Genomic DNA, 13422 nt, shown 5'->3' with positions numbered 1-13422 from the left:
GGGCTTCGCGCCCACGGAGAAGAAGAATGAAGCGGTTATTGCTAATCCTTTTTGCCGGCCTGGTACTGGCCGGCTGCGCCACGTCCGGCGTGGACCCTTTGGCGCCGAAAACCGTCAACAGCGTCAATCTCAAGCGTTACCAAGGCACCTGGTATGAACTGGCGCGCTTGCCGATGTATTTCCAGCGCCATTGCGCGCAATCCGAAGCTCGCTACACCCTTCAGCCCGACGGCAACATGGGGGTGTTCAACCGCTGCCTGACAAAAGACTGGGAGTGGCAAGAGGTCAAGGGTACGGCTTATCCACAGGTGCCGGGCAAGACCGACAAGCTGTGGGTCGAGTTCGACACCTGGTTCTCACGGCTGATACCGGGTGTGGCGAAGGGCGAATACTGGGTGTTGTACGTCAGCGATGACTACAAGACCGCCATCGTCGGCGACCCGAGTCGCAAGTACATGTGGTTGTTGTCGCGTACGCCGACTGTCAACGGCGTGGTGCGTGAGGATCTGCTGAGCAAGGCGCGGCAGCAGGGTTACGACACCACTCGACTGATCTGGCGCACCACGGACCGGCAGATGGCCAAGACTTCGAATTAACCAACACCGTCTATCAAATGTGGGAGCGGGCTTGCTCGCGAAGAGGGCGTATCAGTCGACTGAAGTGTTGACGGATACATCGCTTTCGCGAGCAAGCCCGCTCCCACATTTTTTGCGTTGTGTCAGCCCAAGAGTTCGCGCAGGACCTGGGTGAAGGCGCGACTGCTGTCCTCTTCCCCGGCATGCCGTCCATCGCGCACCACCCACTGGCCATTAACCAGCACGTCACGCACCTGACGATCACCGCCGGCAAACAACCAGCGATTCAGAATCCCGTCTCCACTGGCCGTCGCCAGGTACGGATCGTTGCCATCAAGCACAATCCAGTCCGCCCGCTTACCGACTTCCAGCGCCCCGATCGGTTGCCCCAGCGCTTGAGCACCGCCATCCAGTGCCGCGTCATACAACGTGCGCCCGACCATCGGCTGATCCGTGCCATACAAGCGGTTGCGTCGTTGATCACGCAGACGCTGACCGTATTCCAGCCAACGCAATTCTTCCACCACGCTGAGTGACACATGGCTGTCAGAGCCGATACCCACGCGGCCACCTTGAGCGAGGAAGTCCACGGCCGGGAAAATCCCGTCGCCCAGGTTGGCCTCGGTGGTCAGGCACAAACCGGCGATGGCGCGACTCTTGGCCATCAGCGTGACTTCTTCCGGGTTGGCGTGAGTGGCGTGGACCAGGCACCAGCGCTGATCGACTTCGGTGTTTTCATAGAGCCATTGCAGGGGGCGGCGACCACTCCAGCTCAGGCAGTCATCGACTTCCTTTTGCTGCTCGGCGATGTGGATGTGCACCGGGCACTGCTTGTCACTGGCTGCCAGCACTTCGCTGATTTGCTGCGGGGTGACCGCGCGCAACGAGTGGAAGCACAGGCCGAGCGATTGCGCCTTTTGCTGCGCCAACAGCGGCTGCAAACGCGATTGCAGCTTCAGGTAGTTTTCGGTGCTGTTGATGAAGCGGCGTTGGCCGTCATTCGGGGGCTGGCCGCCAAAACCAGCATGGCTGTAGAGCACCGGCAGCAGCGTCAGGCCGATGCCGCTGTCACTGGCGGCCTGACTGATGCGCAACGCCAGTTCGGCCGGGTCGGCGTACGGCTGACCCTTGCTGTCGTGGTGTACGTAATGAAATTCGGCCACCGAGGTGTAACCGGCCTTGAGCATTTCGATGTACAACTGGCGGGCGATCACGCCGAGTTGATCCGGGCTGATTTTTCCGACGAGCCGATACATCAGGTCGCGCCAGGTCCAGAAACTGTCGTTGGGATTGCCCGCCACTTCGGCCAGTCCGGCCATCGCCCGCTGGAACGCGTGGGAATGCAGATTGGGCATGCCCGGCAGCAACGGCCCGCTCAGCCGTTCAGCGCCCTCTGCGGTGGAATCGGCCTGGATTTGGGTCAGCACGCCATCGGCGCTGACCTCAAGACGTACATGATTGGCCCATCCGTTAGGCAGCAGCGCGCGTTCGGCAAAGAAAGCGGACATGGTTCAGCACCCCATCGTGTGTTATTTGTATATACATATACAGACGTTTGCCTGCTCGGTAAACTCCGGCAAGCTAGCCACTTCTACCGACGAACAAGGATTCACCGTGCCGACTCCGCCTCCAGTTTCCCCGTTGGCCGCGAACATGGGCGACAGTCCGGCGCCCTTGTACGCCCGCGTCAAACAGATGATCACCCAGCAAATCGACAGCGGTAACTGGCCGCCGCACTATCGCGTGCCGTCGGAAAGCGAACTGGTCAATCAGCTCGGTTTCAGCCGCATGACCATCAACCGCGCGCTGCGCGAGATGACCGCCGACGGGCTGCTGGTGCGCATGCAAGGTGTCGGCACTTTTGTCGCCGAACCGAAGAGCCAGTCCGCGCTGTTCGAAGTGCACAACATCGCTGATGAAATCGCCTCCCGTGGTCATCGCCATACTTGCCAGGTCATCACCCTTGAAGAAGAGGCCGCCGGTTCCGAGCGGGCGCTGGCGCTGGACATGCGCGAAGGGCAGAAAGTCTTTCACTCGCTGATCGTGCATTACGAAAACGACATTCCGGTGCAAATCGAAGACCGTTTCGTCAACGCGCTGGTCGCCCCGCAATACTTGAAGCAGGACTTCACCCTGCAAACGCCTTACGCCTACCTCAACCAGGTCGCGCCGCTGACCGAGGGCGAGCATGTGGTTGAAGCGATTCTTGCCGAACCGTCGGAGTGCAAGTTGCTGCAGATCGAAAAAGGCGAGCCGTGCCTGCTGATTCGCCGCCGCACCTGGTCGGGGCGTCAACCGGTGACGGCTGCGCGTCTGATTCACCCAGGTTCTCGTCATCGTCTGGAAGGACGCTTTCATAAATGAATGGTTTGAAAGTTTTACGCGCCGAAGGCTACCCGCGCATGCCGTGGAAGAACGGCGGCGGCAGCACTGAAGAAATCACCCGTGATGCGGGTGCCGGTCTGGATGGTTTTGGCTGGCGCCTGTCGATTGCCGATATCGCGGAGTCGGGCGGTTTTTCGACCTTCGCCGGTTATCAGCGGGTGATCACCGTGTTGCAGGGTGACGGCATGACCTTGTGTGTGGACGGTGACGACACCCAGCCTCTGTTACCCCTCGACCCGTTCGCTTTCGGGGGGGAAAGCCAAGTGTCCTGCACGTTGCTTGGTGGGGCGATTCGCGATTTCAACCTGATCTATGCTCCGCAGCGCTACAGCGCACGCTTGCAATGGCTGGACGGCGCGCAGCGGTTTTTCAGCTCGGCGGGGACGGTGCTGGTGTTCAGTGTCAGTGAGTTGCTGCACGTGACGGTCGGTGAGGAAACGGCACAACTTGGCCGGCATGATTGCCTGCAACTGGACGGTAACACCGGGTTGGTAGAAGTCTCCGTCAATGCCGGTTGCTGCGTAATCGAACTGACGGCACGCTAACCTGAATCGGGTCACACATCCTGTGGCGAGGGGATAAATCCCCTCGCCACCCATGTATTCACACTTCTTGTTTCCCCGGCGCACCAACTTGTTACCGAACGCCCCAGCGTGGCGCAAAACCACGCTTTCGTAACAATCTCGCAACGCCCTGAACACCCCCCGCAAAAAATTTAAACCACGCCAGAACCCTTGATTCAGGCGTCCTCCAACCTCGTCCGCTATGTTTCTTGAACGGCCCTTCAACAAGTTGGCCGCTTGATTGCATATGCTTGTATGTACAAGTAAAGACGTATGCGTATGAGTCGCTTGAGACTCTCCGCAGCGTCCACTGATTCGCTTGTCGCGCATTGAAGCGCACAGGCTGCTTGCCCACTACCAGGGTTGGTTTGAATTGATCGCTGAGGAGTCTTTTTCGTGACTGACAACAAAATGACCACTGCCCCTTTTACAAAGCACCGTGACGTCGAAATTCGTGCCGCACGCGGTAACAAGCTGACCGCCAAAAGCTGGCTGACCGAAGCGCCGCTGCGCATGCTGATGAACAACCTTGATCCGCAAGTGGCCGAAAACCCGAAAGAACTGGTGGTCTACGGTGGCATCGGTCGTGCGGCACGTAACTGGGAGTGCTACGACAAGATCGTCGAGAGCCTGACCAACCTGAATGACGACGAGACCCTGCTGGTGCAATCCGGCAAGCCGGTCGGCGTGTTCAAGACTCACAGCAACGCCCCGCGCGTACTGATCGCCAACTCCAACCTCGTCCCGCACTGGGCGAGCTGGGAGCATTTCAACGAACTCGACGCCAAAGGCCTGGCCATGTACGGCCAGATGACCGCCGGCAGCTGGATCTACATCGGCAGCCAAGGCATCGTCCAAGGCACCTACGAAACCTTCGTTGAGGCCGGTCGTCAGCATTACAACGACAACCTCACCGGCAAGTGGGTCCTGACCGCCGGTCTGGGCGGCATGGGTGGCGCTCAGCCTCTGGCTGCAACCCTGGCTGGCGCTTGCTCGCTGAACATCGAATGCCAGCAGGTCAGCATCGATTTCCGCCTGAAAAGCCGTTACGTCGACGAGCAAGCCACTGACCTCGACGACGCCCTGGCGCGCATCGCCAAGTACACCAAAGAAGGCAAGGCAATCTCCATCGCGCTGCTGGGCAACGCCGCTGAAATTTTGCCGGAACTGGTCAAACGCGGTGTGCGTCCAGACATGGTCACTGACCAGACCAGCGCCCACGATCCACTCAACGGCTATCTGCCGGCCGGCTGGACCTGGGACGAATACCGCGCCCGCGCCAAGACCGAACCGGCCGCTGTGATCAAAGCCGCCAAGCAGTCGATGGCAGTGCACGTCAAAGCGATGCTGGAATTCCAGAAGCAAGGCATCCCGACCTTCGACTACGGCAACAACATCCGACAGATGGCGCAGGAAGAAGGCGTCGAGAACGCGTTCGACTTCCCGGGTTTCGTACCGGCCTACATCCGTCCGCTGTTCTGCCGTGGCATCGGCCCGTTCCGTTGGGCGGCCCTGTCGGGTGATCCGCAGGACATCTACAAAACCGACGCCAAGGTCAAAGAGCTGATCCCGGACGACGCCCACCTGCACAACTGGCTGGACATGGCCCGCGAGCGCATCAGCTTTCAGGGCTTGCCGGCGCGTATCTGCTGGGTTGGCCTGGGCCTGCGCGCCAAGCTGGGTCTGGCATTCAACGAAATGGTCCGTAGCGGTGAGTTGTCGGCGCCGATCGTGATCGGTCGTGACCACCTCGATTCCGGCTCGGTGGCCAGCCCGAACCGCGAAACCGAATCGATGCAGGACGGTTCCGACGCTGTGTCCGACTGGCCACTGCTCAACGCTCTGCTCAACACCGCGAGCGGCGCGACCTGGGTGTCCCTGCACCACGGCGGTGGCGTCGGCATGGGCTTCTCGCAGCACTCGGGCATGGTGATTGTCTGCGACGGTACGGACGAAGCGGCCGAGCGAATCGCCCGCGTGCTGCACAACGACCCGGCCACCGGTGTCATGCGTCATGCCGATGCCGGTTACCAGATCGCCATCGACTGCGCGAAGGAGCAGGGGCTGAACCTGCCGATGATTACCGGTCAATAAACGTAACTCTGTGGGAAATGCTTTGGGTGGGAGTGGGCTTGCTCACGAATGCGGTGGATCAATCAGCACATGTTTCGAATGTGCCGACCCCTTCGCGAGCAAGCCCGTTCCCACCAAAAGCAACCCACGCAAGACGCTCAGTGAACTCGAATAACAATCCACAGAGGTTGAATCATGGCTGTTAACCCCGATCGTGCAGGCAACAAACCGTTGATCGAAAGGCGTTCGATCGACTACATCCCGGAAGCGGAAAGACACGGTCGTCTGTTTAGCCAATTCACCCTGTGGATGGGTGCCAACCTGCAAATCACCGCGATTGTCACCGGGGCGTTGGCCGTGGTGCTGGGCGGTGATGTGTTCTGGTCGTTGATCGGTCTGTTGATCGGTCAACTGCTGGGCGGCGGGGTGATGGCGCTGCATGCGGCGCAAGGGCCGAAACTGGGTCTGCCGCAGATGATTTCCAGCCGCGTGCAGTTCGGCGTTTATGGTGCGGCCATCCCGATCGTGCTGGTGTGCCTGATGTACTTGGGTTTCACCGCAACGGGCACGGTGCTTTCCGGCCAGGCGCTGGGCCAGTTGTTTGGCGTCAGCGACAGCATCGGCATTCTGATCTTCGCCAGTGTCATCGTGCTGGTCACGGTGATGGGGTATCGGGTGATCCACTGGATTGGCCGTGTCGCCAGCGTCATTGGCGTGATTGCTTTCGTCTTTCTGTTCTGGCGTCTGATGAGTCAGACCGACGTCGGTGCACTCCTGCAAATCCGTCACTTTAGCTGGAGCAGTTTTCTGCTGGCGGTGTCGCTCGCGGCGTCCTGGCAGATCGCTTTCGGCCCTTATGTGGCTGACTATTCCCGCTACCTGCCGAGCAAGACGTCAGCGGTGAAAACTTTTTTCGCTGCGGGCGCCGGTTCGGTGATTGGCGCACAAGTGGCGATGATCCTTGGTGTGTTCGCTGCGGCTTCGGCCAACGGCCAGTTCGCCGGCCATGAAGTGGCTTATATCGTCGGTCTGGGCGGAACCGGTGCCACCGCTGCGTTGCTGTATTTCAGCATCGCGTTCGGCAAGGTCACCATCTCGACGCTGAACTCCTACGGCAGCTTCATGTGCATCGCGACCATCATCAGTGGTTTCAAAGGTCATCTGCAGGTCTCGCGCTTGCAACGTCTGGTTTTCGTGGTGGTCATCGTCGGTGCGGCAACGCTGATCGCGTTGCTCGGTCAGCACTCGTTCCTCGGTGCGTTCAAGTCCTTCATCCTGTTCCTGCTGGCGTTTTTCACGCCTTGGAGCGCGATCAACCTGGTCGACTACTACTGCATCACTCGCGAGCGCTATGACGTGCCGGCGCTGGCCGATCCGAATGGTCGCTATGGCCGCTGGAACGTCCTCGGTATCAGCGTCTATGTGTTCGGTGTGCTGGTGCAACTGCCGTTCATTTCCACCAAGTTCTTCACCGGCCCGCTGGTGGCCGCCCTCGGCGACGTGGATATTTCCTGGATCATCGGCCTGGTGCTGCCCGCCGCCGTTTATTACGTGTGCGCAAAAAAATGGCACAGCACGGTGCCCGATCACCTGATTCTGCCGGTCGAGCAGGACAGCGATGCACAACCTGAGAAAAACAGGGCCAGTCGCGCTGCGGCGCAGGCCTGATTGGACGTGAACAGGGCTGGATGCCTCTTGACTGCCGTAAGCCCAACTCATGATTAGGAGCGTCACGACAATGAAATCGAACAAGACCCTGCTGACCACACTGCTTTCGATGGGCCTGCTTGCCAGTGCCGGCGCCACCCAGGCGGCCGGCTGGTGCGAATCGGGCAAACCGGTGAAATTCGCCGGTCTGAACTGGGAAAGCGGCATGCTGCTGACCGACGTGTTGCAAGTGGTGCTGGAGAAAGGTTACGACTGCAAGACCGATAGCTTGCCGGGCAACTCCATCACCATGGAAAACGCTCTGAGCAGCAACGACATTCAAGTGTTCGCTGAAGAGTGGGTCGGCCGCAGCGAGGTCTGGAACAAGGCCGAGAAGGCCGGCAAGGTCATCGGTGTCGGCGCGCCGATCGTGGGCGCCGTTGAAGGCTGGTACGTGCCGCGCTATGTGGTCGAAGGCGATGCCAAGCGCAAGCTTGAGCCCAAAGCCCCTGACCTGAAAAACATTGCCGATCTGGGCAAATACGCCGCCGTGTTCAAGGACGCCGAAGAGCCTTCCAAAGGCCGTTTCTACAACTGCCCGGCTGGCTGGACCTGCGAGCTGGACAACAGCGAAATGCTCAAGAGCTACGGTCTGGAAAGCAGCTACACCAACTTCCGTCCGGGCACCGGCCCGGCGCTGGATGCGGCGGTGCTGTCGAGCTACTCGCGTGGCGAGCCGATCCTGTTCTACTACTGGTCGCCCACCCCGCTGATGGGCCAGGTTGATCTGGTCAAACTCGAAGAAAAACCGGGTGTCGACAAGACTGTGAGTATCAAGGTCGGGCTGTCGAAAACCTTCCACGACGAAGCCCCGGAACTGGTGGCCGTGCTGGAAAAGGTCAACCTGCCAATTGATCTGCTCAACCAGAATCTGGGGCGCATGGCCAAGGAACGTATCGAGTCGCCAAAACTGGCGAAAATCTTCCTCAAGGAACATCCTGAAGTCTGGCACAAGTGGGTGAGCGACGACGCCGCCAGGAAAATCGACGCGGCCTTGTAGGTTGAGCTTCTCCGGCTGCCGGCATCGGCAGTCGGACGCTTGATCGCAACCCCTTGATTGAGAGTCTCTTATGTTTCCCGAAAGCTTTACCTTTTCCATCGCCGACTGGGTCAACGGTTGGGTCGATTCGCTGGTGACCAATTACGGCGATGTGTTCCGCCACATCTCCGACACGCTGCTGTGGGCCATCGTCAACCTCGAAGGCATGCTGCGTGCGGCACCGTGGTGGTTGATGCTGGCGATCGTCGGTGCCGTGGCCTGGCATGCAACACGCAAAGTGGCGACCACCGCGGTGATCGTCGGTTTGCTGTTCCTGGTGGGCGCTGTCGGCCTGTGGGACAAGCTCATGCAAACCCTGGCGCTGATGATGGTCGCGACGATCATTTCGGTGCTGATCGGCATCCCGCTGGGGATTCTCTCGGCACGCAGCAATCGCCTGCGTTCGGTGTTGATGCCGCTGCTCGACATCATGCAAACCATGCCCAGCTTCGTGTACCTGATCCCGGTGCTGATGCTGTTCGGCCTGGGCAAGGTGCCGGCGATTTTCGCGACCGTCATCTACGCCGCGCCGCCGCTGATTCGCCTGACCGATCTGGGCATTCGCCAGGTCGACGGCGAGGTGATGGAAGCCATCAATGCTTTCGGCGCCAACCGCTGGCAGCAACTGTTCGGCGTGCAACTGCCGCTGGCCCTGCCGAGCATCATGGCCGGGATCAACCAGACCACCATGATGGCCCTGTCGATGGTGGTGATCGCCTCGATGATCGGTGCCCGTGGTCTGGGTGAAGATGTACTGGTGGGCATTCAGACCCTCAACGTCGGGCGCGGTCTTGAGGCCGGTCTGGCGATCGTGATTCTCGCAGTGGTCATCGACCGCATTACCCAAGCGTATGGGCGGCCACGGCATGAGGTGAGCAAATGAGCGACGCAACCGTGAGCAAGATCGAAGTCAAAAACGTCTTCAAGATTTTCGGCAACCGCGCCAAGGATGCACTGGCCATGGTCGGCCAGGGCAAGACCAAGGATCAGGTGCTGAGCGAGACCGGTTGCGTGGTCGGGGTCAACGACCTGTCGCTGAGCATCGGCACGGGCGAGATCTTCGTGATCATGGGCCTCTCAGGTTCCGGCAAATCGACGCTGGTGCGCCACTTCAATCGCCTGATCGACCCGACCAGTGGCGCGATCCTGGTCGACGGCGTGGACATCCTGCAATACGACATGGATGCCCTGCGCGAATTTCGTCGGCACAAGATCAGCATGGTGTTCCAGAGCTTCGGCCTGCTGCCGCACAAGACCGTCCTCGACAACGTCGCCTACGGCCTGAAAGTGCGCGGCGAGAGCAAGCAGATGTGCTCTGAACGCGCGCTGCACTGGATCAACACCGTGGGCCTCAAGGGCTACGAAAACAAATACCCGCATCAGCTTTCCGGCGGCATGCGTCAGCGTGTCGGCCTGGCCCGCGCGTTGGCGGCGGACACCGACATCATCCTCATGGACGAAGCATTCAGCGCCCTCGATCCGCTGATCCGCGCCGAGATGCAGGACCAGTTGCTGGAGCTGCAAAAGACCCTGCACAAGACCATCGTCTTCATCACCCACGACCTCGACGAGGCCGTGCGCATCGGGAATCGCATTGCAATTCTCAAGGACGGCAAGCTGATTCAGGTCGGCACGCCACGCGAGATCCTGCACTCGCCGGCGGACGAGTATGTCGACCGCTTCGTGCAGCGGCGGGCGGCGGTGGTTTAGGCAGTTTTGTGTTGGCTGGTCCGGCCCCTTCGCGAGCAAGCCCGCTCCCACATTTGGAATGCGTCCCCTGTGGGAGCGGGCTTGCTCGCGAAGGCGTCGGTAAAGCTGCATCAATATTACGGTTGAGGTTTTAGATGTCCCAGGCTGAAAAAATCGTTATCACCGGCGCCCCTTTGAGTTGGCAGGACGTGGTCGCCGTCGCCCGGCACGGCGCACAACTTGAGCTGTCGAGCGAGACCTGGGCGCGCATCGAAAACGCCCAGGCCATCGTCCAGCGCATCGTCGTCAGCGGTGAGCGCGCTTATGGCGTCAATACCGGTCTGGGCGGGTTGTCCAACGTCTCGCTCAAAGACGAACAACTCAGCCAGTTGTCGCGCAACACCTTGCTCAGCCACGCCTGCGGCGTTGGCCCGGTACTGCCTGACGAACAGACCCGCGCGATCATCTGCGCGGCGGTCCGCAACTTCAGCCAAGGCAAGTCCGGCCTGCATCGCCGGGTGGTCGAAGCACTGCTGACGCTGCTCAATCGCGGCATCACCCCGCAAGTGCCGTCGCAAGGCTCGGTGGGTTACCTGACCCACATGGCGCACATCGGCATTGCGCTGCTGGGCGTGGGCAATGTCAGCTATCGAGGGCAGATCGTTGCTGCGCAACAGGCGTTGGCTGAAGAGGGGCTGCAACCGGTGCAACTGGGGGCGAAGGACGGTTTGTGCCTGGTCAACGGCACGCCGTGCATGACCGGCCTCAGTTGCCTGGCGATTGCCGATGCCACGCGTCTGGTGCAATGGGCCGACGTGATCGGCGCGATGAGTTTCGAAGCCCAGCGCGGACAGATTGCGGCGTTCGATGCCGAGATCATCGCGCTCAAGCCGCACCCGGGCATGCAGCAGGTTGGCGTCAATCTGCGCGCGTTACTGGATGGCAGTGAAGTGATCGCCTCAAACAAAGGCATTCGCACTCAGGACGCCTTGAGCATCCGTTCGATCCCGCAGGTGCATGGCGCCGCTCGCGATCAGTTGCAACACGCAACCAAACAGGTCGAAGCCGAACTCAACGGCTGCACCGACAACCCCCTGCTACTGGGTACGCCGGACGATTTCCGGGTCATGTCCCAGGCCAACCCGCACGGTCAGTCGGTGGCGATGGCCGCGGATTTGCTGGCGATTGCCGTGGCCGAAATCGGCTCGATTGCCGAGCGTCGTCTCGATCGTCTGGTCAACCCGCACGTCAGTGGTTTGCCGGCGTTTCTGGTGGCCAACCCGGGGGTGAACTCGGGGATGATGATCGTGCAATACGTCGCCGCGTCGCTGTGCGCCGAAAACCGTCAATTGGCGCAACCGGCGGTGCTCGACAACTACATCACCTCAGGCTTGCAGGAAGACCACCTGAGCATGGGCACCAACGCTGCGCTGAAGCTGCATCGCGCCCTGGAAAACTGCACGCAGATCCTCGCCATCGAATATCTGCTGGCGGCGCAAGCGTTTGAATTCCTCAAGGAGCAGCGCTTTGGCGCGGGCACTGATATCGCGTGGCGACTGCTGCGTGAGAAAGTCCCGGCCTACGATCAGGACCGCTGGCTGGCGCCGGATATCGCCGCGGCTGCGAGCGTTTTGAAGGACACGAATTTGCTGCACAACGTATTACCGAATTTGCACTGACCATTACCCATACCAGCGTGCCAAGGCGTGGATCGCCCAAAAGACGAGAAACGACGGATAACGGAATGCTCCGGAGCGACTGGTAGTTAATAACAAACTCTCAAAAGGAGCATTTAAATGACTGCGCTAAACCTGATCCCCGGCCAACTGAGCCTGGCCCAATTGCGTGACGTTTTTCAAAACCCGGTCAAGCTGAGCCTCGACAACAGCGCCTCGGCACAGATCGAAGCCAGCGTCGCCTGCGTCGAGCAGATCCTCGCCGAGAACCGCACGGCCTACGGCATCAACACCGGTTTCGGCCTGCTGGCCTCGACCCGCATCGCCAGCGAAGACCTGGAAAACCTTCAGCGTTCGCTGGTGTTGTCCCACGCCGCCGGTGTCGGTGAGCCGATCAGCGATGCGCTGGTGCGGCTGGTTATGGTGCTCAAGGTCAACAGCCTCAGCCGTGGTTTCTCCGGCATCCGCCGTGTGGTGATCGATGCGCTGATCGCGCTGATCAACGCCGAGGTTTATCCGCACATTCCGCTGAAAGGTTCGGTCGGGGCTTCAGGCGATCTGGCGCCATTGGCGCACATGTCGCTGGTGCTGCTGGGCGAGGGCAAGGCACGGTACAAGGGCGAGTGGATGGAGGCGACCGAAGCGCTGAAAGTCGCCGGTCTGACACCGCTTACGTTGGCGGCGAAGGAAGGTCTGGCGCTGCTTAACGGTACTCAGGTGTCTACTGCGTATGCGTTGCGCGGTCTGTTTGAAGGTGAAGACCTGTTCGCTGGCGCCCTGGCGCTGGGCGGTTTGACGGTTGAAGCGGTGCTCGGCTCGCGCTCGCCGTTCGACGCGCGTATCCACGCCGCCCGTGGCCAGAAAGGCCAGATCGACGCGGCTGCCGCTTACCGTGATCTGCTCGGTGAGCGCAGCGAAGTGTCCGACTCGCACCAGAACTGTGAAAAGGTTCAAGACCCTTACTCGCTGCGCTGCCAGCCGCAAGTCATGGGCGCGTGCCTGACCCAGTTCCGTCAAGCGGCTGAAGTGCTGGCGATCGAAGCCAACGCCGTGTCGGATAACCCGTTGGTGTTCGCCGCTGAAGGCGATGTGATTTCCGGCGGTAACTTCCACGCCGAACCGGTGGCCATGGCCGCTGACAACATGGCCCTGGCCATCGCTGAAATCGGCTCGCTGAGCGAACGCCGCATCTCGCTGATGATGGACAAGCACATGTCGCAACTGCCGCCGTTCCTGGTGGCCAATGGCGGCGTGAACTCTGGCTTCATGATCGCCCAAGTGACGGCGGCGGCACTGGCCAGCGAAAACAAGGCGCTGTCCCATCCGCACTCGGTGGACAGCCTGCCAACTTCGGCCAACCAGGAAGACCACGTCTCGATGGCCCCGGCGGCCGGCAAGCGTCTGTGGGAAATGGCCGAGAATACCCGTGGGATTCTCGCGGTGGAATGGCTGGCGGCGGCCCAGGGGCTGGACTTGCGTAACGGTCTGAAAACCTCGGCGAAGTTGGAACAGGCCCGGGCGATTTTGCGTAAGGAAGTGCCGTTCTATGAGAAAGATCGGTTCTTTGCGCCGGACATCAATGCCGCGACTGAGTTGTTGGCATCGCGTTGCTTGAGCGAGCTGGTTCCAGCCAAGCTTTTGCCGAGCCTGTGATGGCCTTTTCGCGAGCAAGCCCGCTCCCACAGGGGAACGCATTCCAAATGTGGGAGCGGGCT

At 60.5% G+C, this 13422-nt stretch carries 11 protein-coding genes; 10 read left to right on the top strand and 1 reads right to left on the bottom strand.

The features are described 5' to 3' along the window. The first annotated feature begins 26 nt into the window (after positions 1–26). Positions 27–596, top strand: a complete 570-nt coding sequence (locus K5E40_RS25100) for a lipocalin family protein (protein WP_221733125.1) — start codon at positions 27–29, stop codon at positions 594–596. A 122-nt stretch (positions 597–718) separates the two neighbouring features. On the opposite strand, the gene K5E40_RS25095 is transcribed toward K5E40_RS25100, so the two are convergent. Further along, positions 719–2083, bottom strand: a complete 1365-nt coding sequence (locus tag K5E40_RS25095) for a formimidoylglutamate deiminase (RefSeq protein WP_221733124.1) — start codon at positions 2081–2083, stop codon at positions 719–721. Between the two features lie 145 nt (positions 2084–2228). On the opposite strand from K5E40_RS25095, the gene hutC reads away from it, so the two are divergent. From hutC to hutH (K5E40_RS25050), 9 genes are all read left to right on the top strand, one after another. Then, a complete protein-coding gene (gene hutC, locus K5E40_RS25090) occupies positions 2229–2939 on the top strand; it encodes a histidine utilization repressor (RefSeq protein WP_221733185.1) in 711 nt (236 codons plus the stop codon). Further along, the gene (locus tag K5E40_RS25085) at positions 2936–3505 is read left to right on the top strand and encodes a HutD family protein (protein WP_221733123.1); all 570 of its coding nucleotides are present in this window, start codon (positions 2936–2938) and stop codon (positions 3503–3505) included. The genes hutC and K5E40_RS25085 overlap by 4 nt, the downstream gene beginning before the upstream one ends. A 429-nt stretch (positions 3506–3934) precedes the next feature. Next, positions 3935–5617, top strand: coding sequence for a urocanate hydratase (gene hutU / locus K5E40_RS25080; RefSeq protein WP_221733184.1), 1683 nt, complete (start codon positions 3935–3937; stop codon positions 5615–5617). Positions 5618–5791: 174 nt separating this feature from the next. After that, positions 5792–7264 carry a cytosine permease gene (locus K5E40_RS25075; RefSeq protein ID WP_221733122.1) on the top strand — a complete coding sequence of 491 codons (1473 nt, stop codon included), beginning with the start codon at positions 5792–5794 and terminating at the stop codon, positions 7262–7264. Positions 7265–7334: 70 nt separating this feature from the next. Next, positions 7335–8303: an ABC transporter substrate-binding protein gene (locus K5E40_RS25070; RefSeq protein ID WP_221733121.1), complete on the top strand. Its 969-nt coding sequence runs from the start codon at positions 7335–7337 to the stop codon at positions 8301–8303. Between the two features lie 70 nt (positions 8304–8373). After that, positions 8374–9225: a proline/glycine betaine ABC transporter permease gene (locus tag K5E40_RS25065; protein WP_221733120.1), complete on the top strand. Its 852-nt coding sequence runs from the start codon at positions 8374–8376 to the stop codon at positions 9223–9225. Beyond that, positions 9222–10052, top strand: coding sequence for a glycine betaine/L-proline ABC transporter ATP-binding protein (locus K5E40_RS25060; protein WP_221733119.1), 831 nt, complete (start codon positions 9222–9224; stop codon positions 10050–10052). The genes K5E40_RS25065 and K5E40_RS25060 overlap by 4 nt, the downstream gene beginning before the upstream one ends. 134 nt (positions 10053–10186) lie before the next feature. Then, positions 10187–11710 (top strand): histidine ammonia-lyase, encoded by a 1524-nt coding sequence (gene hutH / locus K5E40_RS25055; protein ID WP_221733118.1) that lies wholly within the window; start codon positions 10187–10189, stop codon positions 11708–11710. Positions 11711–11827: 117 nt separating this feature from the next. Continuing rightward, positions 11828–13360, top strand: coding sequence for a histidine ammonia-lyase (gene hutH, locus K5E40_RS25050; RefSeq protein WP_221733117.1), 1533 nt, complete (start codon positions 11828–11830; stop codon positions 13358–13360). Positions 13361–13422 lie beyond the last annotated feature (62 nt).

Origin of the sequence: Pseudomonas baetica (assembly GCF_019733355.1) — a bacterium.
Lineage (GTDB): Bacteria > Pseudomonadota > Gammaproteobacteria > Pseudomonadales > Pseudomonadaceae > Aquipseudomonas > Aquipseudomonas baetica_A.
The sequence above is the reverse complement of the archived record's forward strand: the minus strand, read 5'-3'. Positions and strand labels throughout refer to the sequence as shown.

What these genes read in the sequence shown, in the direction of transcription:
- K5E40_RS25075 (WP_221733122.1), top strand. Translation starts at nt 5,792, where the DNA reads ATGGCTGTTAACCCCGATCGTGCAGGCAACAAACCGTTGATCGAAAGG.
- K5E40_RS25060 (WP_221733119.1), top strand. Translation starts at nt 9,222, where the DNA reads ATGAGCGACGCAACCGTGAGCAAGATCGAAGTCAAAAACGTCTTCAAG.
- K5E40_RS25085 (WP_221733123.1), top strand. Translation starts at nt 2,936, where the DNA reads ATGAATGGTTTGAAAGTTTTACGCGCCGAAGGCTACCCGCGCATGCCG.
- K5E40_RS25065 (WP_221733120.1), top strand. Translation starts at nt 8,374, where the DNA reads ATGTTTCCCGAAAGCTTTACCTTTTCCATCGCCGACTGGGTCAACGGT.
- hutH (WP_221733117.1), top strand. Translation starts at nt 11,828, where the DNA reads ATGACTGCGCTAAACCTGATCCCCGGCCAACTGAGCCTGGCCCAATTG.
- hutC (WP_221733185.1), top strand. Translation starts at nt 2,229, where the DNA reads ATGGGCGACAGTCCGGCGCCCTTGTACGCCCGCGTCAAACAGATGATC.
- K5E40_RS25100 (WP_221733125.1), top strand. Translation starts at nt 27, where the DNA reads ATGAAGCGGTTATTGCTAATCCTTTTTGCCGGCCTGGTACTGGCCGGC.
- hutU (WP_221733184.1), top strand. Translation starts at nt 3,935, where the DNA reads ATGACCACTGCCCCTTTTACAAAGCACCGTGACGTCGAAATTCGTGCC.
- K5E40_RS25095 (WP_221733124.1), bottom strand. Translation starts at nt 2,083, where the DNA reads ATGTCCGCTTTCTTTGCCGAACGCGCGCTGCTGCCTAACGGATGGGCC.
- K5E40_RS25070 (WP_221733121.1), top strand. Translation starts at nt 7,335, where the DNA reads ATGAAATCGAACAAGACCCTGCTGACCACACTGCTTTCGATGGGCCTG.
- hutH (WP_221733118.1), top strand. Translation starts at nt 10,187, where the DNA reads ATGTCCCAGGCTGAAAAAATCGTTATCACCGGCGCCCCTTTGAGTTGG.